This window comes from Nostoc sp. (assembly GCF_036917355.1).
Taxonomy (GTDB): Bacteria; Cyanobacteriota; Cyanobacteriia; order Cyanobacteriales; family Nostocaceae; genus Nostoc.
The window spans coordinates 90,000-111,744 of the sequence record NZ_JBALDP010000064.1 but is presented as its reverse complement, the minus strand read 5'-3'; the positions used below and the strand labels follow the sequence as shown (position 1 = coordinate 111,744).

Annotated in this window: 18 protein-coding genes; 12 read left to right on the top strand and 6 right to left on the bottom strand. The window is 42.2% G+C overall.

Translation table 11 applies throughout. From position 1 onward, the window contains the following. Positions 1–70 precede the first annotated feature (70 nt). The 8 genes from V7K53_RS20310 (at position 71) to dnaN (ending at position 10,389) form a co-directional block, all read left to right on the top strand. Entirely contained in the window at positions 71–1,210 is a 1,140-nt protein-coding gene (locus V7K53_RS20310) for a glycosyltransferase family 1 protein (RefSeq protein WP_335199288.1), read from the top strand. A gap of 29 nt (positions 1,211–1,239) precedes the next feature. Then, positions 1,240–2,412 carry a glycosyltransferase family 2 protein gene (locus tag V7K53_RS20305; protein ID WP_335199287.1) on the top strand — a complete coding sequence of 391 codons (1,173 nt, stop codon included), beginning with the start codon at positions 1,240–1,242 and terminating at the stop codon, positions 2,410–2,412. A gap of 12 nt (positions 2,413–2,424) precedes the next feature. Further along, positions 2,425–3,558 (top strand): glycosyltransferase family 2 protein, encoded by a 1,134-nt coding sequence (locus tag V7K53_RS20300; protein ID WP_335199286.1) that lies wholly within the window; start codon positions 2,425–2,427, stop codon positions 3,556–3,558. A 47-nt stretch (positions 3,559–3,605) separates the two neighbouring features. After that, positions 3,606–4,820 (top strand): glycosyltransferase family 2 protein, encoded by a 1,215-nt coding sequence (locus V7K53_RS20295; protein WP_335199284.1) that lies wholly within the window; start codon positions 3,606–3,608, stop codon positions 4,818–4,820. 86 nt (positions 4,821–4,906) lie between these two features. Further along, on the top strand, positions 4,907–6,157 hold the full coding sequence (locus V7K53_RS20290) for a glycosyltransferase family 2 protein (protein WP_335199282.1): 1,251 nt from the start codon (positions 4,907–4,909) through the stop codon (positions 6,155–6,157). Between the two features lie 106 nt (positions 6,158–6,263). Then, on the top strand, positions 6,264–7,565 hold the full coding sequence (locus V7K53_RS20285; protein WP_335199281.1) for an efflux RND transporter periplasmic adaptor subunit: 1,302 nt from the start codon (positions 6,264–6,266) through the stop codon (positions 7,563–7,565). A 194-nt stretch (positions 7,566–7,759) separates the two neighbouring features. Further along, positions 7,760–8,938, top strand: coding sequence for an ABC transporter permease (locus V7K53_RS20280; protein ID WP_335199280.1), 1,179 nt, complete (start codon positions 7,760–7,762; stop codon positions 8,936–8,938). A 287-nt stretch (positions 8,939–9,225) separates the two neighbouring features. After that, positions 9,226–10,389, top strand: a complete 1,164-nt coding sequence (gene dnaN, locus V7K53_RS20275) for a DNA polymerase III subunit beta (protein ID WP_335199279.1) — start codon at positions 9,226–9,228, stop codon at positions 10,387–10,389. Here the strand turns inward: dnaN and V7K53_RS20270 are convergent. After that, the gene (locus V7K53_RS20270; protein WP_335199278.1) at positions 10,360–10,812 is read right to left on the bottom strand and encodes a hypothetical protein; all 453 of its coding nucleotides are present in this window, start codon (positions 10,810–10,812) and stop codon (positions 10,360–10,362) included. The genes dnaN and V7K53_RS20270 overlap by 30 nt on opposite strands. A 646-nt stretch (positions 10,813–11,458) precedes the next feature. Here V7K53_RS20270 and V7K53_RS20265 point away from each other — a divergent pair. Continuing rightward, on the top strand, positions 11,459–11,611 hold the full coding sequence (locus tag V7K53_RS20265) for a hypothetical protein (protein WP_335199277.1): 153 nt from the start codon (positions 11,459–11,461) through the stop codon (positions 11,609–11,611). A 258-nt stretch (positions 11,612–11,869) separates the two neighbouring features. Here V7K53_RS20265 and V7K53_RS20260 read toward each other — a convergent pair whose 3' ends face one another. The 3 genes from V7K53_RS20260 to V7K53_RS20250 form a co-directional block, all read right to left on the bottom strand. Beyond that, complete coding sequence (locus tag V7K53_RS20260; protein WP_335199276.1) at positions 11,870–15,175, bottom strand: GAF domain-containing protein; 3,306 nt, start codon at positions 15,173–15,175, stop codon at positions 11,870–11,872. Between the two features lie 255 nt (positions 15,176–15,430). Beyond that, positions 15,431–16,618, bottom strand: a complete 1,188-nt coding sequence (locus V7K53_RS20255) for a TRC40/GET3/ArsA family transport-energizing ATPase (protein ID WP_335199275.1) — start codon at positions 16,616–16,618, stop codon at positions 15,431–15,433. A 104-nt stretch (positions 16,619–16,722) separates the two neighbouring features. Beyond that, the gene (locus tag V7K53_RS20250; RefSeq protein WP_094350381.1) at positions 16,723–17,004 is read right to left on the bottom strand and encodes a hypothetical protein; all 282 of its coding nucleotides are present in this window, start codon (positions 17,002–17,004) and stop codon (positions 16,723–16,725) included. A gap of 777 nt (positions 17,005–17,781) precedes the next feature. Between V7K53_RS20250 and V7K53_RS20245 the strand changes: the two genes are divergently transcribed. Then, on the top strand, positions 17,782–18,540 hold the full coding sequence (locus V7K53_RS20245; protein ID WP_335199501.1) for an SGNH/GDSL hydrolase family protein: 759 nt from the start codon (positions 17,782–17,784) through the stop codon (positions 18,538–18,540). Between the two features lie 126 nt (positions 18,541–18,666). On the opposite strand, the gene V7K53_RS20240 is transcribed toward V7K53_RS20245, so the two are convergent. Next, entirely contained in the window at positions 18,667–19,377 is a 711-nt protein-coding gene (locus tag V7K53_RS20240; RefSeq protein WP_335199274.1) for an A/G-specific adenine glycosylase, read from the bottom strand. A 19-nt stretch (positions 19,378–19,396) separates the two neighbouring features. Then, positions 19,397–20,023, bottom strand: coding sequence for a DUF416 family protein (locus tag V7K53_RS20235; RefSeq protein ID WP_335199273.1), 627 nt, complete (start codon positions 20,021–20,023; stop codon positions 19,397–19,399). A 193-nt stretch (positions 20,024–20,216) separates the two neighbouring features. Between V7K53_RS20235 and V7K53_RS20230 the strand changes: the two genes are divergently transcribed. Then, positions 20,217–20,891, top strand: a complete 675-nt coding sequence (locus V7K53_RS20230) for a HupE/UreJ family protein (RefSeq protein ID WP_335199272.1) — start codon at positions 20,217–20,219, stop codon at positions 20,889–20,891. Positions 20,892–21,172: 281 nt separating this feature from the next. Further along, positions 21,173–21,736 carry a hypothetical protein gene (locus tag V7K53_RS20225; RefSeq protein WP_335199270.1) on the top strand — a complete coding sequence of 188 codons (564 nt, stop codon included), beginning with the start codon at positions 21,173–21,175 and terminating at the stop codon, positions 21,734–21,736. Positions 21,737–21,745 lie beyond the last annotated feature (9 nt).

Here is a 21,745-nt window from a genome sequence, read left to right as displayed (position 1 = left end):
CTGCCTATGCAGAACGAGAAATCATCAGCTAATACATCTAAATCAAAACATTTAATAAATTTAAAATAGGATGATTATAATTTTTGCTAGTGCTATCGGCCGGTTTCCCATAGGGGGCAACGCCTGGTCTGACCTGCAATACCTTCTGGGTCTGCGTGCCCTTGGACATGATATTTTCTACTTGGAAGAATGTGGATCGATGTCGTGGGTTTACAACTGGGAAACCGAGCAAATTACGACAGAGTTAGACTATCCGACAAATTATATTAAAAACTGCCTAGAACCGCTTGGTTTTAAAAACCAGTGGATTTACCGAACTGACGAGCATTCAGTTGGAATGGAGATTGACGAGTTTAAAGACATCTGCTCTCAGGCTGATTTAATGATTGTCCGTGGCTCACCACTTTCTGTTTGGAGAGATGAATATGAATGGCCGCAGCGCCGCATCTATATTGATGCCGATCCCGGTTTTACTCAGATTAATATTGCTAGCGGTAATTCAGAATTATTACAGACGATTGAACGTTGCGATCGCCTATTCACGATTGGACAACGCATAGATGCTGAAGACTGTCTTATCCCCACAAACGGTAGGCATTGGCTAAAGACATTACCTCCAGTAGCACTGCCTTACTGGCCAGTAATTGAAGACAATGACACCATCGGCTTCAGTTCGATTATGCAGTGGCACAGTTATCGGGAGGTAGTATACGAAGGAATCACCTATGGGAACAAGGATAAAGAGTTTTTAAAGTTTATTGATATACCGCAACTCACCAAACAGGGGTTTCGGATTGCATTGAGCGGTGGCTTTCCTGATGAACTATCGCAGTATGGCTGGGAGGTGATCCCTGGATGGCTTGCGTCCTTTACACCAGAGTCTTACCAGAAATTTGTTCAAGCATCCCGTGCTGAGTTTGGAGTCGCAAAACAGGGTTATGTTGCTACCAAAGGTGGCTGGTTTAGCGATCGCAGCGTCTGTTACCTAGCCTCTGGCAGGCCAATTCTAGTTCAAGACACAGGCTTAAGCGATTGGCTACCGATCGGAGAAGGACTTTTAATCTTCCAAGACCACTGCGAGGCGATAAATGGTGTCCACACGATCAATTCTAACTATGAAAAACATCGTCATGCCGCACGGAAGATTGCGGAAGATTATTTTGACTCCCATAAAGTTCTGTCCTCGCTGCTAGAAGCAGCCATGAATTAATCATCATGATTCAATTTAGGAATATCAATATGCCAACAGTTACCATTGGATTTTTTCCTCGCGAACAGTTCTCCTTAGCTGCGGAATCTTTGCAGCGAATTTTTGATTACACGCATATTCCTTTTAATTTAATTGTGATAAATTGCAACACTCCTGAAGTTTACTGGCAGCAAATTGAACAGGTGCTTGAGGGGCGTAGCAATGTCAAAGTCATTTATAAGGATTATTATTTGATGCCTAACCAATCAAGAAATCTGGTAATTCAGGAATCTAACCCTAATGATGATTTCTTGTGTTTTATCGAGAATGATGTTCTCGTAGAAGAGAATTGGTTATCTTATCTCATCCAGGCTTGCGAAGAACATCCAGCTGATGTGGCCATTCCCCGTATTATCGAGGGCGGTTTGGATGCAACTAAAATTCACTGGGACCCAAACTTAGGACAGGTTCATTCAGTACAAACGACGAATGGGATCGAGTTGGAAATTCTGCCACCTACAGGGGATCAACTGCTCGATCGAGGTTCCCATCGCCGAAAGATAGAGTTATCTGGAGAGGTTCATTGTCAACTTTACCGTCGAAGTGTTTTCGATCGAGTGATGCCTTTTGATGATGTTGTCTATTTAGATTGGATTGATTCTAGTATGGCTTTGTATCATTCTAACATCCCAGTTGTGTTTGAACCGAAGTCTGTTATTCATTTCTGGCATCCTTTTCCTCCAGAACGCGATAATCTCGATTATTTCTTTAAAAGATGGGATATTCAACAAGCTGCCAAGGAGTTAAATGAGATTCAGAAAAAGTGGAATCTGGCTAAAATGACCGCAGATTTATATTTCGTGGAAGAGCGCAATCGCATTGGTCATCTGTATGAGTTGAGGGAGGAACTGAAGGCTGTAATTTCAGCAGAAAAATCTTTCATCTTAGTCGATGAGGACTGCCTAAATGGCAACAAAATCATTGAAGGTTTTCAGACTATTCCCTTTACTGAATGCAACGGACAATATTGGGGAATTCCCACAGATGATAATATGGCAATTCAAGAATTTGAGCGATTGCACCAAACTGGGGTATATGCAATTGTCTTCTTTTGGACGGCTTTTTGGTGGCTAGAGTACTTTACTGAATTTCATGAATATTTGCGTCAAAAGTTTCCTTACTTATTAAAAAACGATTGTGTAATTGTGTTTGGCTTAGGATAAAAGGAAAAGTATATGCAAAAAATTATAGCTAGTATTATCATTACTAATTATAACTATGGATCGTTTTTATCCGAGGCAATTGAAAGTGCCCTAAATCAAAGCTATCAGCCTACAGAAGTCATCGTAGTTGATGATGGTTCAACCGATAACTCACAACAAATTATTGCCAGTTATGGAGACAAAATTGTTCCTGTCTTAAAAGATAATGGTGGACAAGCATCTGCATTTAATGCTGGTTTTGCTATTAGTTGTGGTGAGGTTATATGCTTCTTGGATTCAGATGATGTTTTGCTACCAAGTGCTATTGAAAGAGCAGTGAAAATCTTACATAACGATCCAGATGCAGTTAAGGTTCATTGGCCCTTGCGTGTGATTGATGTTAACAGCAACTTACTAGAAAAAGTTGATTGTGAAGGTATTTTGCCAGAAGGTAATTTGTACAATGAGCAGCTTAAATATGGTCTAGAAGGTCATACTTTTCCACCTACTAGCGGTAACGTTTGGTTACGCAGCTATTTAGAGAAAATCTTACCTATGCCTGAGACTAACTATCGATTAAATGCAGAGTCATACCTTGGCTTTTTGGCTCCTTTTTCCGGCAGTATCAGACGGATTAATGACTATCAGTCGTTATACCGCATTCATGGTCATAATGGCACAAACAAGCGTACTTATAGCTGGCGACTTAACCACTATTATTATGAAGAGAAAGTTCTACGAGAATATTTACACAAACAAGGTATTAAAGTTAATGATGCATTTGAATATAGGGAAGATTCTTGTTACAAATATCTTCAGCGGATGGTCGAGTTGGGTAAAGAGTTAGGCTCCTTGATTGCACAAGGGCAGAATTATATTTTGGTTGACATGGACGAATTGGGTCATCATCAGCTACTTGAAAATTGCAAAGCGATCCCTTTCCTAGAAAAAGAGGGTGTGTATTGGGGGCCTCCTAGTGACGATACCGTAGCAATTAAGGAATTTGAGCGACTGCACCATGAAGGCGCAAGTTTCATCGTGTTTGCCTGGCCTGCCTTTTGGTGGCTTGACTACTATGCTGAATTCGTTCGCTATTTGCGCACTAAGTTTCGTTGTCTTTTGGAAAATCAACGCTTGGTTGTCTTTGATTTACACACTTTAGCTTGATACTGCCTGGCCATTATTTAGCAAAACAGGGAGTGAGCAGAAACGATATGAAACCTGAAACCAAAGTTACGATCGCAATTCCAACCTACAACCGATCAAATTTACTCAAAACTAGCCTGCAAAGCGCATTGGCACAGGACTATCCAGATTTCCAAGTTATTGTATTAGATAATGCTTCTGATGATGATACAGAGGCAGTTGTACGCTCATTCGCAGATTCGCGAATTGTTTATGTACGCAACGAAGTTAATATTGGCATATTTGGCAATTGGCAGCGGAGTATTGAGCTAAACACTAGCCCCTATCTCAGCATCTTATCGGATGATGATGTACTGCTGCCCAACTTCATCCACGAGTCTGTTTTAGCACTGGACAACCATCCTTATGCTGGTCTGTCGGCTGGACTACCTGAATTTATTAACATTAACGGTGCTACATTGCATGTCACAGGTACAGAACTTTCAGATCAGTTACCAGAAGGGCTAATCTCCGGTCTAGACTTCATCCATCAAATTGTTGATGGGCGAAAATGGATTTTGCGTACCAGTGCAGTGATGTTTCGTGCTGATGCACTCAGGGCGGTTGGGGGATTCGACATCACGCACTCTAAGTACTTGCTAGACTTGAATCTATACTTGCGGATGGCAGCGGAATTCGATTTTTTCTTTATTGCTAAAGAACTGGCTCAAGTCCGGTTCCATGTTGAACAGGATTCCCAGGTTAGCTTTCACTCCCCTGGAGGATTGGGATCGCTGGCTGTGATGGCAGAACGTAATGATGCGATCGCTTATTTGTTACAGTCACCGCGTGCAGAGGATGCATCTTATCGTCAGTGGCTAGCAGAGCGCCTATTGCATATTAGTATGCGTCGCAGCGAGTTTACATCTCAACTAATACCCGCACTCAATCTTAGCTGGCCAGAACGACAACAGATTGCCATTGAGGAGATCGCAGCCACGATTCCAGCAGGAAAGTGTTTTATTTTGGTTGACGACAATCAGTGGAGTTCTGAGATTCTACCTCAATCTAATTTCCTTCCCTTCCTCGAATGCGACGGTGATTATTGGGGCGCTCCACCTGACGACCAAACTGCCATTCAGGAACTCGAACGAATGCGACAAGCAAGAGCAAGCTTCATGGTCATTGGATTTCCCGCTTTCTGGTGGCTAGATTACTACTCACAGCTACGCAATTATCTCAATTCAAACTTCCGCTGTGTTTTGCACAACAGCCGCCTGATTGTGTTCGATCTCTGGTCGTGAGAACTGGATTTAATAACTTAAAGATAAGTTTGTCTTTAATTTATGATGCGGGCGTTATTACCAAACAGAGGGTGAGTAGCAAGGATATGAAATATGAAACCAAAGTGACTATCGCCATCCCAACCTACAATCGCTCGGATTTATTAAAAGTTAGCCTTCAAAGCGTCTTATCACAAGACTATTCAGATTTCCAAGCTCTGGTGTTAGATAATGCTTCTACCGATGATACAGAGGCAGTCGTTCGCTCGTTTGCAGATCCGCGCATTACTTACGTGCGTAATGAAACTAATATTGGATTATTTCGCAATTGGCAACGAGCTATTGAGCTTAACTCTAGTTACTATCTCAGCTTCTTGCCGGACGATGATATGGTACTACCTAACTTTATTAGCGAATCCGTCTTAGCGTTAGATAACCATCCAGATGCTGGTTTTTCAGTTGCCCAAATTGAAGTGATTGACAATAATGGTGCTTTCTTAGAAGACAAAAGCAGAAGATTTTCAAGTAACTTTCTAGAGGGGTTCATCGACGGATTAGATTTTATTCACCAAATTGTTGACGGGCGAAAATGGGTTTTGCTCTTCTGTGCAGCTACCATGTTTCGTGCTGATGCACTGGCAGCAGTTGGGGGATATGACACACCCCACTCCAAGTACTTGATAGACTTGAACCTATACTTGCGGATAGCAGCGCAATTCGATCTTTTCTTTATACCTAAAACGCTGGCTCAATTCCGGTCTCACGCTGAACAGGATTCCCAGCTTAACTTCGGCTCTGGAGGAACAGGATCGCTGGCTGCGATGGCAGAACGTACTGATGCGATCGCTTATTTGTTAAATTCACCGCGTGCAGAGGATGCATCTTATCGTCAGTGGCTAGCAGAGCGCCTGTTGTATATAAATATGCGCCGTAGTGAGTTGACATCTGAACTGATACCTGAACTTAATTTGAGTTGGTCAGAGCGGCTACAAATTGCTATGCGGGAAATTGCATCTGTGATTCCCATCGGCAAGCGTTTGATTTTGGTCGATGAAAATCAATGGAGCTGCGAGATTCTGCCGCAATTCGATGCTCTGCCCTTTTTAGAACATGACGGTCAATACTGGGGAGCGCCACTAAATGACGAGATCGCTATCCGGGAACTTGAACGAATGCGTCAAGCGGGAGCAAGTTTCATGGTCATAGCCTGGCCTGCCTTCTGGTGGCTTGATTATTACTCTGGTCTGCGAAATTATCTCAGTTCAAATTTTTGCCGCGTTTTGGACAACAGTCGCCTCGTCGTGTTCGATCTCTGGCTGCAAGATTCTTCAACATTACAGCTATTTTCAGGTAAATAGACCACGCGGTAGGGGCGCAAGGCCTTGCGTCCCTACTTAATTGCGTAGGTGTAGCCCGTCGTAGCATCGCTTGTAATTAACTACAAACTCACTGGATCGAGTTGTCATGAACTGGAAATATGAAAAAGATAAATTTAATATCCCAAGTCGATGGCTAGCCTGGTCAGGAGTTTTGGCTTTAGCCGGTGCTGGCGGTTGGCTAACCTACTTCTTAGCTCTGAATCAACCTCCTGAACCAGTAGCAGTACGCTTGTTAACTGTGGAGCGAGGTAATGTTGAAACCACAATCAATGAGAGCGGTACTGTTGAGTTACGGGAACAGCGAATCTTGAAGTCCCCAAAACAGGGTGCAGTAGAACAAGTCATGGTAAAACCTGGTGAGAGAGTAAAACTTGGTCAAGTGCTGCTGACCCTGCGCTACCCTGAACGAAAAGTTGCTCTTACCAATCAGCAGTTACAAATTCAACAAGAGCAACTCAACCTAGCACGTAGTCGCGAGAAAATTATTGAAGCCCAAGAACGACTAACAGCCGAAGAAAAACAACTCCAGAGGCTTGCTCCCTTGGTGCGAGAGGGAGCTATTGCCCAAGAACAAGCCAAAACGCAGGAAGATACTGTACGCGTTGCTCGCGCTAGCCTGCGAGATAATCAAGCAGAGGCACGTACAACCGCCCTGAAAATTCAGACTTTGCAATTGGAGCGCCAACTTATTCAGCAGCAACTCCAGGATAATATTGTAACTGCACCATTGAATGGCGTAGTCTTGGGTGTGAATGTAGAAAACGGTGATGGGGTCGAGTTGCGTACCAATCTGCTCACTTTAGGCGATCCGAGAAAAGTCTTAGTGAAACTCCAGCTTTCTACCCTCAACGCTGCTCAAGTTCGCGTCAACCAACTGGCCCGCATTAATGCGATCGGGCCGAATGCAAAGAGATTTTCTGGACGCGTGCAAAGCTTGTATCCTCAAGCACTCAGTCCTGAAGCCCAAAAACAAGATGGTAGCAGTTCAAAACAATCAGAGCAACCAACAGTACCCGCAACCGTTGAGCTTGATAGCCCGACTCGCACACTGCTCCCTGGTAGCAGGGTAAATGTCGAGGTTGTGTTGCAGCAACGGCAGAACGTAGTAGTTTTGAAGACAGAGGCAATTGTGCGATCGCAGCCACGCCCCTTTGTATGGGTTCTGGATAGTCAAAATCAAGCCCAAAAACGCACCATTGATCTGGGATTGGAGGGGTTAATGAATGTAGAAGTAACCTCTGGTTTACATCCCGGCGAACAAGTTATACTGCCGCCCGTTGAGTCAGAACTCAAGCCAGGGCTGCCAGTTAAGGCAGGGGAGCAGGAGGCAGGGGAGCAGGAGGCAGGGGAGCAGGGGAGCAGGGGAGCAGGGGATAAGTTGCAGTAAGTTTTCCCCTCTGCCCTTCGGTCACTGAGCGTAGCCATTCGCCTGGTCACTGAGCGTAGTCGAAGTGCAGCGTCTCGTAGAGAAGTGCTGCCCCTCCGCCCCCTTGCCCCTCTGCCCCTCTGCTCCCCTGCCCCTCTGCCCCTCCGCTCCCCTGCCCCTCCGTCCAATCCCCAAGCTAGAGCAAAGCGACTATTATGGCTCTTTCAGCTTTTGACTTATTAAATATTACCTTTCATTCTTTAGGTAGAAACCCCTTGCGTTCTGCTCTGACTACTCTAGGGGTATTTATGGGTGTGGCTGCTGTCAGCGCTACACTTCAGGTTGGTAATATTAGCCGAGATGCGATCGCTCAACAATTAGCAAAACGAGGCGCACCTCAAGTTTCAGTTTATCCAAATTGGGATTCTGGTGGTCAAGCTACCCAACTCAAGTTGGAAGATATGGAATTCTTACGACAGCGAATGGTGGGCTTGCAAGCGATCAGTTCTTTTAATTGGGCTGGTTCTACACCAACTATATTTCGCGACAAGGAATTTACTCCAACCTTGTCACCTGTTTCCCAAGATTTTTTGTTGACTTCAGGGATATCCTTAGTATCTGGACGGTTTTTCACGTCTGAAGATTTTGCCAACTACCGCCCGGTAATCGTAATCGATCAATTGCTGGCAGAACAACTTTTTCAAAAGCAAGAACCTGTGGGGCAGCTGATTTATGCTGGGGACAGACCCTATATCGTCATCGGGGTGGTAGCAACTATTCTAAGTGAAAATGCACCTCCGGCGGGTCAACTGTATGTGCCAATGTCTATTTACAACGCTTCGACTGGTAGCCGCGATATTGGGAGCATCCAAATGCGCCCTTATGCACTTGCAGATATCGAAGAGTTAAGCCACCAAGCAGAGGAGTTATTGTTACAAAGATTTCCAGGTTACAAATTTAAATTTTGGAATAATGTATCAGATATTATACAGCAGCAGAAAACTCTAGAGATGGCTTCTCAAGGTCTAACAGCAGTAGGAGCGATCGCGCTGTTAGTTGGCGGTGTTGGAATTGCAAATATTATGATTGCCTCAGTAAATGAACGAACTGCTGAAATAGGTTTGAGACGGGCCATAGGTGCAACCCAACGCGAAATCATGCTGCAATTTATTCTAGAGGCGATGCTTTTAAGTCTAATAGGAGGAACAGCGGCTCTAGGAGTAGTGCATGGATTGACTGTTGTAATTACTGATACCTTTAGCTTGCCCTATAAGTTTGATAGCAGAATTGCAGTGCTGGCAGTGGGTTCAGCGCTACTGGTGGGGGTGGGAGCTAGTTTGCTTCCCGCCGTGCGGGCTAGCCAGATCGATCCAGTCAAAGCCTTGCGCTCATAAGTTTTTTTCTACATTTTGAGGCAGGAAGTACACGGGTAGGGGCACAACATGTTCATTAGTGTCAACTTAAGCCGAAAACTATATCGGACAAGCGTTTTGCAAATCCCTCACGCCCTCATCCCCTAACCTTTCAAGGGTAGGTATTTAACAAAGGTGTGTTTTAGGAAGTAAAATACTTATCTGACTGTGGTCAGCAAAAATATCTAAGGGTGCATTCGGGGGAATGCAAGTGAGAAAAAGTGAGGAATAAGGATGTTAGGATATCTTTCACTAGCTGCATCTGACTTATGAAATTAGTTTGCTCCCAAAGCGATCTCAGTACAAACCTCTCACTTGTTAGTCGTGCAGTACCTTCACGGCCAACTCATCCAGTACTTGCTAATGTGCTGTTACAAGCCGATGCTGAAACTAACCAAGTAAGCTTAACAGCTTTCGATCTTAGTTTGGGAATCCGTACCAGTTTTAACGCAGAGGTATGGCAAAGTGGTGCGATCGCACTTCCTGCTAAATTACTTGTAGACATCACCTCTCGTCTTCCAGAGGGCGAAATCACTTTAGACGATGAATCAGCCTTGACAGGTGCAACATCTGGTGGAGAAGGTTTAATTGTCACACTCACACCCAAGAGTGGACATTACCAAGTTCGAGCAATGGGGCCGGAAGAATTTCCCGAACTACCTATAATTGAAAATACAGAAGTAATCCATCTCACCACCACCGCATTAATTGAAGGATTACGCGGTTCATTGTTTGCTACGAGTGCTGATGAAACCAAGCAAGTACTCACTGGTGTGCATTTAACAGTTAAACAAGACACCCTAGAATTTGCAGCTACCGACGGACATCGCCTAGCAGTCGTAGAAACTAGCAACGAACGTCCTCTAGGCGGAACTACTCAACTAGAAGTGACAGTACCAGCGAGAGCGTTACGCGAACTCCAAAGAATGCTAGCTCATAGCGCCTCATCAGATGAACCTGTAGCTTTATATTTCGATCAAGGTCAAGTTGTGTTTGCATGGCAAAATCAACGCTTGACTAGTCGCACATTAGAAGGGCAATATCCTGCTTATCGACAATTAATCCCGCGCCAATTTGAGCGACAAGTGACAATTGAACGGCGACAATTTGTCAGCACTTTGGAACGGATTGCTGTGTTAGCCGATCAAAAAAATAATATTGTCAAGCTCAGTATTGATAGCGAAGCCCAAGAAATTACCTTGTCTTGTGAGGCTCAAGATGTGGGCAGTGGTAGAGAGTCGATGCCAGCACAAATTTCTGGTGAAAATATCGAGATTGCCTTTAACATTAAATATTTGATGGAAGGCTTAAAAGAGTTACCATCTTCCGAAATTCAAATGCATCTGAATCAAAGCCTAACTCCAGTAATTTTTACACCATTGGGTGGTTTGAAAATGACCTATTTAGCTATGCCTGTGCAACTGAGAAGTTAGTACTTGTGAGAGGTTAAAATTGACGTTTTTATAACTAGTCTCACTCAGTTGAAGATCGACACAACTTTTTGCTTCGGCATCTGCCTTATCTAATTCATCAATTTTTTTAGCTTGATCGTCAATTTTTTCAGAAAGTTGTTCAACTTTCTCTTTGAGAGTTACCTCAACAGAAGTAGGAGTCAATTTTGCGGATGAAATTCTTTCAACCACTTCTTTAAATTTTATATCTGAATTCACGATTAGCAATATCACAAGAATTCCCAAATCTACGGGCGTAAATCGTTTTTGTCCTACCTTTCCTAACGGAATACAGACTAAATATATTGAGATTAAAATTACAAGTATATGCTTTAATACAGCCGCTAGACTTATATTCTTTTCATTATCAGATATAGCTGCAAAAGAAGAATTGTTTAATTGCATAAGAAGAATGTTCCCGATCAATAATATTGTTTGATTTGCTTTGAGTAAGCTGTTTGCAAAATTACACATCTTAACTGTCTTTTCTAGTCAGATGCTTTTCATACCTAGAAGAGGCTATTTATAAAGTAAAAATAAAATTACTGTAGGGGAGCCAGTGCGTTGCGGAGTTTCCCAACGCTCGTTCGCTCTTAGCTTCTCCTTTTCTCCCAAAGGGAGAGGCTAGCGCCAAGGGAGATGACTAGCTCTAAGCAAAGCCATACCTAAAGCTTTACGCTGCACTATCTGTAGTACAACTGGCGTTGTGTTAGGCGCATATTTCAATATGATTTGTCACGAAAAATATGACACGATCGCTTAACATACCATTGATATAGCGGTGCATTAGCGCTCTTCTATGACTCTGGAGAATAACCCAAGCGATTAGAAATCGCGACTACACAAGTATAGTCCGCCCAGGCGGACTAACGCCAAAATAGGGTTTCAAATTTAATCTGACGAGAGTAATAAAAGAGCGTTAGGCTAAAGCTGTAACACATCCTACTTAATATTTACTTTATAAACGATCCCTAAGCATTAAGGACTCTTCAAAAATGAACTGTCCAACTGCTCTTTATTTGCTTCAAAAGAATAAAAGGTTTTTCCGGAAATGAGCGATATTTTCCAATGCACAGGCAATCAAATTTTTACCCAAATACGTCAGACTAAAAACTTGGCAGAGTCGGCACGGGCAGCCGCCGATTTTGTGCGAGAGAAAACATTGCATCAACTTGGTACTGCGATCGCCAATGCACTTAATTAAAATTAAACCTCAAGGAATTGACGATGGCTACACCGGCCGTTCGCGTAGGGTCTCATAGAAGCGGCATCGCAAAAATTTTCCGTCTACTGAAATGAAGTCGCAGCTAAAAAAAACGAAATCCGCGCAAGCGGACTTCAAGTCTAATATCTAATGACTAATACTTCTCTACGAGAGGCTGCACCAACGGCTTCTCTACGAGACGCTACGCGTTAGCGGAGCTTTCGCTTTAGGGATACACTCAGTACAAATGACCAATGACTAATGACGAATTTGTTTAATCGGAATTTCAATCCAAAATTCTGTACCTAACCCCGGCTGAGAATCACATTTCAACACGCCACCATGTTTATCTACAATAATCTGATAACTAATTGATAACCCCAAGCCAGTGCCTTTTCCCACTGGCTTAGTTGTGAAAAATGGATCGCAAATTCTTGCCTTCATAGCTTCGGGTATTCCTGGGCCATTGTCTGCAATGCGAATTACTACGCTCTTGATATTGCCTTCAAGTTCTCCAAGAGCAGTACGAATAGTAATTTGACTGCTATGAGATTTTGATTGAGATTGTGTGTAATCTTCTAAAGCATCGATCGCATTGCTTAAAACATTCATAAATACCTGATTTAGCGGCCCGGCATAGCACTCTACTAAAGGAAGGTTAGTATATTCTTTAACTAATTCAATCGCTGGACTTTCTGGTTTTGCTTTTAAGCGATGCTGCAAAATTAGCAAGGTGCTATCAATGCCCTCATGAATATCAACTGGTTTTTTTTCTGCTTCGTCAAGGCGAGAGAAATTCCGTAAACCTAAGACAATCTGCCGGATGCGATCGACCCCAATTTTCATGGAAGATAGAGTTTTGGGCAAATCCTCAATGATAAATTCTAAGTCGATATCGAGTGCGCGATCGCGAATTTCAGAGCTAGGGTTGGGGGTATTGTGTAAATAAAGTTCTAGGATACTGAGTAAATCTTGGGTGTAATCGTTGACATGATTGATATTGCCATAAATGAAGTTCACGGGGTTATTAATTTCGTGAGCCACACCAGCTACCAATTGACCTAATGAAGACATTTTCTCGGTTTGGATCAGTTGGGTTTGAGTTTGCTGTAAATCATGCAAAGCTTGAGCTAGCTTTTGCGTCTGCTCTTTGGTTTGATTATGTAATTGTGCTTGTTGGAGTGCAACCCCAAGTTGATTGGCAATTTGAGTAATAAATTTAATTTCCGAAGCTTCCCAATGGCGCGGTGCAGAATTCTGGTAAGCTGCTAACAAGCCCCATAGCTGTTGCCCGATAAATATAGGTGCGATCGCATAAGCTCTTGCTTGAATTTGCTCTAAAACTGCAACGTGACATTGAGAGTGGCCAGCTGCATAGATATCATCGACTGCAAAGGTTTCGTTGTGACGATATCGCCCACCTTGGGTTTCCTGTAAATAGCTATCTTGCCAAGCTGTCTTAGTATCAGAACTTACTAGCTTTAACCAATTATCACCCACAAACTCGGCAATATATTCACCACTCCAATCAGCCTGGAAGCGGTAGACTGCAACTCGATCTGCTTGTAGTGATTTACAGATTTCTTGGGTGGTTGTTTGAAAAATCGCATCTAAGTCTAAAGATTCTCTAACTTTCGCTACAACTTCAAACAATACCCGTTGTTGTTCTGCTGCTTGTTGCAAATCTAATGTCTGTTGTTGTGTCTGAGAGAGTAAATCAGCTTGCTGGAGTGCTACACCCATTTGGGCGGCAATCTGACTGAGAAAGTTAACTTCTGAAGTTTTCCATTGCCGGGGGCCAGTGTGTTGATAAGTTGCCAACAAACCCCAAAGTTTTTGCCCAACAAAAATCGGCGCAAGCACAAAAGCGTGAATTTGAAACTGCTCTAGATTGTCGACATGACACTGAGTAAACCCCATCTTGTAGATGTCATCGACTGCAAATGTTTCATTGTGGCGGTAACGTCCTCCTTCTGTGTCTTGTAAGTAGGTGTCATTCCAAATTGTATTAATACCTAATTCGGACTCATTCGACCAGTATGGACTAGCAGCCTCGAAATCCCCGACAAATTCACCACCCCAACTAGAATCGAAACGATAAACAGAAACGCGATCGGCTTTGACTAATTGACAAACTTCTTTAGTTGTGGTTTGAAAAATCGTATTTGTGTCCAAAGATTCTCTAATCTCGGCAATAACTTTAAACACAGCTTGTTCTTGTTCAGCTGTGCGTTGTAACTCAACGGTGCGTCTTCTAACTTGTTTTTCTAAATTTTCATTGAAGACTTGGACTTGTTGGTGTAGTTCATACTGCTGAACTGCGGAAGCAAAGTGTTTACTGAGGTTTCTAGCCAGTTCAATCTCTTCAATTGTCCATTGTTGAGCTTGTGCTGTTTTAGATTCGCGCCAAACCTCAAATGATCGTCGCGGGTAGAGTTGTCTTCGATCGCTGTCATGCTGCCCCGCCCATAAAGTTTCTATGTCTACTTCATTGCGGAAAATACTTAAGTAGCCCAACAACTGCTGACGATACTGGAGTGGGATCATCAATATGCTGCGAATTTTAGTTGGTTGAAAAGCAACTTGCAAACTTCGCAAGCCAGGAGTGTTATATATATCTGAAATCGCCCAAACGTCGTAGTTAGTAAATTTGTAGTGTTCCTGCCAGATACTATATTGCTCGATCAGTGGATATATAGTTTGTTCTGGCATTACAGGTTGCTCTCCACAGATATAAAGCTTGATACAAGTATTTCCTGGTATTAAGCATTCTGTTAAGCTGGTGACGTTGCCATTGTGGAAATCAAAAGCTTCATTTCTAATGCACAGCCTGCCACCAACACCATTAAAGGCAGCAACAGCCGCTTCTAGGGCTGGCTGTAAGACAATCGTCGGCAGTGAATGTAGGAGGGTAGCAATGCGGTTAACGATCGCTTCTCGTTCGGCTGTTTTGCGAACTTGAGTGTGAAGGGTACTTTGAGCGATCGCCATTGACAGCTGCTCGACTACCATTTGTATTGCTTCTAGCTCATATTCTGAAATTGAACGCGCTTGGGAATTATGAGAAACCAGCAGTCCCCAAAGTTGATCTTGATAGAGAATAGGCGCTACTACAGAGGATTTTACGCCCATTGCCGTCAAATATTCAATATGGCAGGGGTCTACAGGGCGGTAATGGATCTCTTCTGAGATATCTCCATTATCCAAGTCATGCAGGTGAATTTGACTAATCTCTTTAGTCTCGACGTTCACAACAGAACGCACCCGTGATTTGATAAATAGTTCGCGGGCATAGGATGGGATGTCATCGTCGGGAAAATTTAACCCCAGTAGCGAGGGCAAACAATTTTTATTAATCGATTCAGCAATCACTTGACCACTACCATCAGGATGAAATTTGTAAATCATCACTCGATCGGTTTTTAATAGCGATCGCACTTCTGCCGTTGTTACTGTGATAATTTCTTCTAACTCTAAGCTTCGTCGGATACGGTTTGTAATGCGGCGTAGTAAACTTTCTTCATCGCGACATAAGGGCAAATCTTGTTCGGGATTGGAGGTCATTGTTATAGCAAAATAAATTAATAATTTGAAAACTGGCATAATTAAATCTAAAGACATTGTGAAATTTATTTAATCATTTTGTCTTCAGTAAAACTACGGTCAAATCATTAATAAAAATATTTTTTTAGCTTTTATTAAAATTCACTAAAAAATCATAAAAACAGACGCTAAAAAGATTGCGTCTGTACTAGCTACAAGAGAAAATTCTTGCTTTTTAGTTTTAACTTTTTGTTGACAGAGTAACGTTCAACAAAATTAAACTTTTGTGTTGTCAGCAAAGCGGATTTTTAGATAGTCGTTTTCCATCTTTGCTCCGCCTGGTTGTAGTGCTGCCAAGGCTTGTGGTAAAACTAAGTTACGACGATGGTTGCCAATAGTGATGTTTAATTCGTCTCCAGTTTTACTGAGTTGAACTTGGTCTTTAGGTATACCAGGTAGGTAAAGTTCTAAGCTGTATTGATTTTCCTCTTGCACTACTCTAAGAGTTGTTTCTTTGTAATAAACCTGGGTTGGATCTTCATCTTTATAAAGAGTTTCTTTCAGGCGTTCTAATGAAGCCAATCCACACATTTCCTCAGAAAATAGGGGAACTTCTTTCACTGGCAGAGGGTGAAAATCATCATGAATTTCTCGGCGATATTGCTCCTGACTTTCTTTCCAACGTTGAAAAAATGGGTCTTGGACTTCGCGGGGAATAATCCGATTAGCCACGACTAAATCTGTTGCAACATTATACAAACTCAGATAAGCATGGGCACGGAGAGACTCTTTAATCACCATTTTTTCGGGATTTGTTACTAGACGCACTGAGGTTTGAGTATTATCTGTTAATACTTTTTCCAGAGCTTCAATTTGTTCGTAAAACTCAAAAGGTGCATCCATTACTTCTTTATCAGGTAGCGAAAAACCAGCAATTGGTCTAAACAAAGGTTCAACCAGAGGTCGAAGTGCCACCGAGATATTTTGAAATGGTTTGTAAAAACGGCGCATATACCAGCCACCGACTTCAGGTAAACTCAGCAAACGCAGTGCTGTGCCGGTGGGCGCTGAGTCGATAATTAAGACATCAAACTCACCTTCATCGTAATGGCGTTTCATCCTTACCAAGCCAAAAATCTCATCCATCCCTGGTAAAATTGCCAATTCCTCCGCCTGTATGCCATCTAAACCCCTTGCCTGTAAAACTTGGGTAATATAACGTTTCACAGCACCCCAGTTTCCCTCCAGTTCTTGCAACGCATCTAGTTCAGCACCCCAGAGATTTGGACGAATTTTTTGGGGTGCGTGTCCCAATTCCATATCAAAACTGTCTGCGAGGGAGTGGGCGGGATCTGTACTTAAAACCAACGTCTGATAGCCTAGTTCTGCGCAACGGAGTCCAGTTGCAGCAGCGACAGAAGTTTTACCCACGCCGCCTTTACCAGTCATTAAAATTACACGCATAGATGCTTTTATCCTGCCTGAGAATTTTTTACATTTATTTACATTATCGACTGTTTAAGGAAAATAAATGTTGTTTCAACACGTCTAGGCATTATTATGAGTATTTACCCTAACTCATCCGTTGGGTTTTGCTGCAATAACTGGTCAAGCTTAGTTTCCAGGGCTGAGAGTTTTTTAAGAATTGTGGGGCGATCGCCATCAATAGAAATTAGTAAATTGGTTATTCTCTCTTGTATATTCGTTAATTGTGCGACTGCATTCTGAATTTGGAGCATTCCTTCTCGGAGTTCTTGGCGTTCCTGACGTGCTTCCGCCATTTCATCTAACATAGCTTGGACTGTTTTAGCATTACTCTCAATTAGATGTTTGAGTTCTTTATCAGTCATTGCGATCGCGCTTTGAAGTTGAGTTTATTATTAACTCTAAAGTATTGGGGGATTTTGTTTCAATCCTTCGTAGGGCAGCACATCTGTGCTACCGGGTACTATGGTTTAATTATCTAAAAATTGCGATCGGGGCTGTTTACTAGCTCAACAAGCATCTTAGCTTTGCACAAATTCAACAGCTTTTCCTGTTCAAATCTATCGGGGTAACTAATTTTCTTATCTTCGAGCCTTAGCCGAATCAGTAGACTTCTTGCAAAAGTCCGGGAAAAGGGGAAGGTGGGGCCCCCTCTGGGGATAAGGGGCGGGGGAAAAGGGTAAAAAAACTCAAAATCCTTTCCCTTTACCCTTTACCCTTTACCCTTTACCCTAAGAGTGCAAAAATATATTTTTGCAAGAGGTCTAGTGCTATTTGCTCATCTGTAGGTGAACTCATCTCGTCTATGGCTGCGCCAATATACTGAAAAGTCGTGAAAGTGGGAGCCTTTAACCATCTTCCCTCTGGGAGTATCTCGTTTTGGCACGCCCTGCGCAAAGGCGCACGCTACGCGAACAGACTACAAGTCTGGGGTTATACAAATTCAGTTAAGAGAAGTTTTAGGTTGGGTAAAATTTGCAATCTCTTGGGAAAAAATTTCATCCACTCATCAATAGTCAGAACTATTTCCAAAAAATCCTGTCCAAGAATTAAGTTATACTGCAAAGATTTCAGGGAAGATGAGCAATACCAAGATAGTATATGTATGTTTATTCCTCTTTCTAATAATTGTCTTGCTTAATATGCTAGCAAGGCAGTTTCAGAGAAATTCTTTCCCCGTAGCTGAACAACAGGCAATCAAAGTTTTATTTATTGGCAATAGTTATACATATTTCAACGATCTTCCTTGGTTGACACAACAGTTAGCTGCTTCAGCAAAAGAACCTAAAAAGTTAGAAACTGAAATGGTTGTGATTGGTGGAGCTACACTTCAAAACCACTGGAAACGTGGTCAAGCACTCAGACTTTTGAAAGCAAAACGCTGGGATTATGTAGTACTGCAAGAGCAAAGTACTTTACCAATTACCAATCCCCAGGAAATGTATAAGTATGCTAGTCTGTTTGATGCTGAGATTAAGCGAGTGAATTCACAAACAGTGTTTTACTTAACTTGGGCAAAGCAAAATCAACCAGAAACGCAACAGATATTGACTGATGCTTACATGAACATTGCTCAAGAACTGAAAGCTAAAGTTGCACCGGTGGGAATAGCTTGGCAAAAAATTCAGGAAGCGAATCTAAAATTAAACCTTTACAATTCCGATCGAAGCCACCCTAGTCCGATTGGCTCGTATGTAGCAGCGTGTGTATTTTATACAACACTTTATGGGAATAGTCCTGTAGGCTTGAGTCGTCGTATATATAGTAGCGATTTTAGTACCCCACAACAAAGCAATAGAATTGAGTTGGAAAGTTTAAGTGAAACAGATGCCCAAATGATTCAACAATTAGTTGAGTATATCGTCAAAAATAATTCAGAAGTCAGTATTCGAGAGTCATAATCAATTAACGAAAATTAAAAAGTAAAAACAGTGCTACACATAAATAAATTTAGAATCGTAGCTTGGTTTAAGCGACAGAAACACTCAAAAAAGCCTTGATAAGGTTGGGTTATGGCAAACTTGATGCTATGTTTTCTTAAGACTCTCTAAGTTACGTTGCGTTTGGACATAATTGCACTTTGCTGAAAGAGGGCAATCATTACAAAGAGGATTTTTTGCTCTACAAACCATCGCTCCAAAGTCTAGCAAGGTTAGATTCCACTTGCCAACTTCTTTATTGGGAGCAATTATTTCTGCCGCACCCCAAAGAATCTTACAGCGCGATTTCACTCTTTCCCCTTGCAAGCCAAAGAAGCGTTCGAGGATGCGAGCTACGTTAGTATCGAGTACGGCTAGCGGTTGACTGAAGGCTTGAGAACAAATAGCACGAACTGTATATTTACCAATTCCAGGTAATTCAAGCAACTGCTTTTCTGAATCGGGGATTTTTCCTCCATACTGCTCTAAGATGATGCGAGCGCACTTTTGTAATCTTTCAGCGCGGAAGAAAAGACCCAAAGGCTCAAGCAATTCCCTCAATTCATCAATGCTTGCCTTGGCTAAGTTTTCGAGGGTAGGATACCTCAAGAGAAATGTTTTGTAAATAGGAACAACCATAACTGCGTCTGTTTTTTGCAGCAGATTTTCTGCAACGAGAATTGCGTAAGAATCGCAAGTCTGCCGCCAAGGAAAATCGCGTAAGTTTTGCGTTCCCCATATAGAGAGATGGTGGCGAAACCATTTAATTTTTACAGCATCCAAATTTGACGCTGCGTTTTCTTGAGGTTCTTTAGTCACACCCTTCACTATTGTTTTCTCAACTTAAATCTAGCAGACTTTTACCACCATTTTCAGAAGAAGTACGCAGCCACTGTAAAAACTCAGGAGTTAAAGTGGGAGTTTCTCGCAAGCGCCGCAAGTCTTCGCTTTGTTTTGCCATTTCTCGTACTGTAAACGGATGGTTGGCAACTATTTCTAATAGTTCTTTGTGAGAAATGTCTGCCGAATATTCGTCTTCAGACTGGTATAAATAATCTATATACATGAAAAGAGTTTCGTCTATTTCTTTTGCTACTGAAATAGTGTGTTGTACGCTTGGATCTAAACAAAGTTCTAAAGTATTGAGAATTGCACCTGCGGCTGTCTGTGCTTCTGGAGTGTCTACGTTTTCATAGTCGGGGTAGCTTTCGTCGCAATCAGAATACAGTTTACGAAATCTAGACGCATCAATCTTTTTTCCTGCCAAAAATTCCCAGATTTCATCGAGTGCTACTCTAAATAAATCTTCTCCATCCCAATCATCTTCTCTAGCTGCTCGCAAGTAAATATCATAGTGTGGATATAATCTCTCGCAACAAGCTGCCGCAAACGCCACTCTATGAATCGGTGGAAGAGCTTCTAGTTCTCGCTCTAATATATCGAATTCACCGTACTTTAGATTCATTTTTATAGTTTAGTTGTGTTGTCATTTGAAACGATCGCTAATCAACGATCGCATCTTAAATTCAAATTGCTAGTGATTATTAATACAGTTGACGATCGGGGCTGTTCCTATAACTGCGGCTTTACATAACTGTTAGTTTTTTTTGAAAGCTGGGTAGTATAAATTACCGAAAAAACTAATTTGGCATATAGTGATGTTCAAAACTAAATTATCGCAATTCCGTGCTTCACCAGAATTTTATACCTCAAAGTTAATGCCTCGCCATGTTGGGGCGATCGCAGCTTTAATTTTAATTAGCTTACTGAGTTCATTGAGTGGAACACCAGTTGACCATAACATCTCTAACGCCTGGGAAGCCTTTGTTTGGGGATTGGCAGATCCAGTAGTTAGTTTAAATTGCTTAGTTGGTATTGTTGCTATTGGCTTACTCTCATCTGTGTTTGTTCGTGGCGCTGCGATCGCTGGATGTTTTGTCTTGGCAACAGTTTTGGGCATTGTAATTCATATATTCCAGCTAAATTTACCAGGCACAGAAATAGCGATCGCCATTTCTACCATCGTTTTTGGTACTATGCTGATGATGCCAAATCAACTAAACTTTCTGGTGCTTGCTCTAGTGGGCATCAGTGCTGGTTTATTTCAGGGTTACGCTAATGCTGAATCTATTGTTAGTGCAGGAACAATATCAGTAGTTGCCTATATACTAGGTATTGCCTTAACCCTGTTTGCCGTTGCCATGAGTGCTAGAGAAATTGGTGTTGGGGTGGGTATGGGCGAAATAAACCGAATTTTACCCTGGAAAATCAGCCTTGCTGGTTTCGCTTTGTGTGCGATCGGTATCGTATTTTTGAGCAATTCGCTTATTTAAATCAGATATTTCAATTCAGTGGAATACATTCATTTGTGGGGGCGTACACCTAGCTGTGCGCCCCCACTGTGTTTTCAGACTGGACAAGCAAGCATTCTAGTGAATAGACTTCTTGCAAAAGTCGGGGGAAAGGGTAAGGGGGAAAGGGTAAAGAAACTCAAAATCCTTTCCCTTTAACCTTTACCCTTTTCCCTAAGAGTGCAAAAACATATTTTTGCAAGAGGTCTAATAAGTTGATGCACCTCTGCGCTAATCTAGAGGCTACATATAAATATAAGGTTATGACACCTGAAGAAATTGCGGGTACGCTAACAGAACTATTTGACACATCGGCTGTTGTTGCGATCGCCCCTGGATCGTGGCAAGTAGACACTCCTAATTTTCGGCTGTTGGTGCTGCTTTCCGAAGATAATACTTGGCTGCGAGTTTTACTGCCTATTCTGCCCATCCAAGAAGCCCAACCATTTTTAGAACAGTTCTTAGAAGCCAACTTCGATGACACTCAAGAAGTACGTTACGCTTTATATGAAAGAGTAATTTGGGGGGTATTTCAACATCACAGTGGAACTTTAGTAAGTGCAGATTTATCCAATGCAATCAACCGACTTTTATCTCTCCATCAGGCTAGATTAGATAATGTCTTTAATCAACTAGTTGAAAGCCGCATCCGGCAAATTATTCAGGCAGCAAAACAGCAAGGACAATCTCTGCAAGCTACCATGCAAAGCTTAGAACGCTTTTACGCCGAAGGAATGATGGGCGAAATAAATCAAACTTCACAAGGGCGAGAAGAAGTCCTAACTGCTTGGCGGCGTCAATTAGAACGTTTATGGAATGAGGGTTAATTTACATTT

Coding starts and splice junctions, on each gene's coding strand:
- V7K53_RS20235 (WP_335199273.1), bottom strand. CDS start 20,023: ATGAATCTAAAGTACGGTGAATTCGATATATTAGAGCGAGAACTAGAA.
- V7K53_RS20295 (WP_335199284.1), top strand. CDS start 3,606: ATGAAACCTGAAACCAAAGTTACGATCGCAATTCCAACCTACAACCGA.
- V7K53_RS20270 (WP_335199278.1), bottom strand. CDS start 10,812: ATGCAATTAAACAATTCTTCTTTTGCAGCTATATCTGATAATGAAAAG.
- V7K53_RS20290 (WP_335199282.1), top strand. CDS start 4,907: ATGAAATATGAAACCAAAGTGACTATCGCCATCCCAACCTACAATCGC.
- V7K53_RS20280 (WP_335199280.1), top strand. CDS start 7,760: ATGGCTCTTTCAGCTTTTGACTTATTAAATATTACCTTTCATTCTTTA.
- V7K53_RS20300 (WP_335199286.1), top strand. CDS start 2,425: ATGCAAAAAATTATAGCTAGTATTATCATTACTAATTATAACTATGGA.
- V7K53_RS20260 (WP_335199276.1), bottom strand. CDS start 15,175: ATGACCTCCAATCCCGAACAAGATTTGCCCTTATGTCGCGATGAAGAA.
- V7K53_RS20255 (WP_335199275.1), bottom strand. CDS start 16,618: ATGCGTGTAATTTTAATGACTGGTAAAGGCGGCGTGGGTAAAACTTCT.
- V7K53_RS20250 (WP_094350381.1), bottom strand. CDS start 17,004: ATGACTGATAAAGAACTCAAACATCTAATTGAGAGTAATGCTAAAACA.
- V7K53_RS20285 (WP_335199281.1), top strand. CDS start 6,264: ATGAACTGGAAATATGAAAAAGATAAATTTAATATCCCAAGTCGATGG.
- dnaN (WP_335199279.1), top strand. CDS start 9,226: ATGAAATTAGTTTGCTCCCAAAGCGATCTCAGTACAAACCTCTCACTT.
- V7K53_RS20245 (WP_335199501.1), top strand. CDS start 17,782: ATGCTAGCAAGGCAGTTTCAGAGAAATTCTTTCCCCGTAGCTGAACAA.
- V7K53_RS20225 (WP_335199270.1), top strand. CDS start 21,173: ATGACACCTGAAGAAATTGCGGGTACGCTAACAGAACTATTTGACACA.
- V7K53_RS20305 (WP_335199287.1), top strand. CDS start 1,240: ATGCCAACAGTTACCATTGGATTTTTTCCTCGCGAACAGTTCTCCTTA.
- V7K53_RS20230 (WP_335199272.1), top strand. CDS start 20,217: ATGTTCAAAACTAAATTATCGCAATTCCGTGCTTCACCAGAATTTTAT.
- V7K53_RS20265 (WP_335199277.1), top strand. CDS start 11,459: ATGAGCGATATTTTCCAATGCACAGGCAATCAAATTTTTACCCAAATA.
- V7K53_RS20310 (WP_335199288.1), top strand. CDS start 71: ATGATTATAATTTTTGCTAGTGCTATCGGCCGGTTTCCCATAGGGGGC.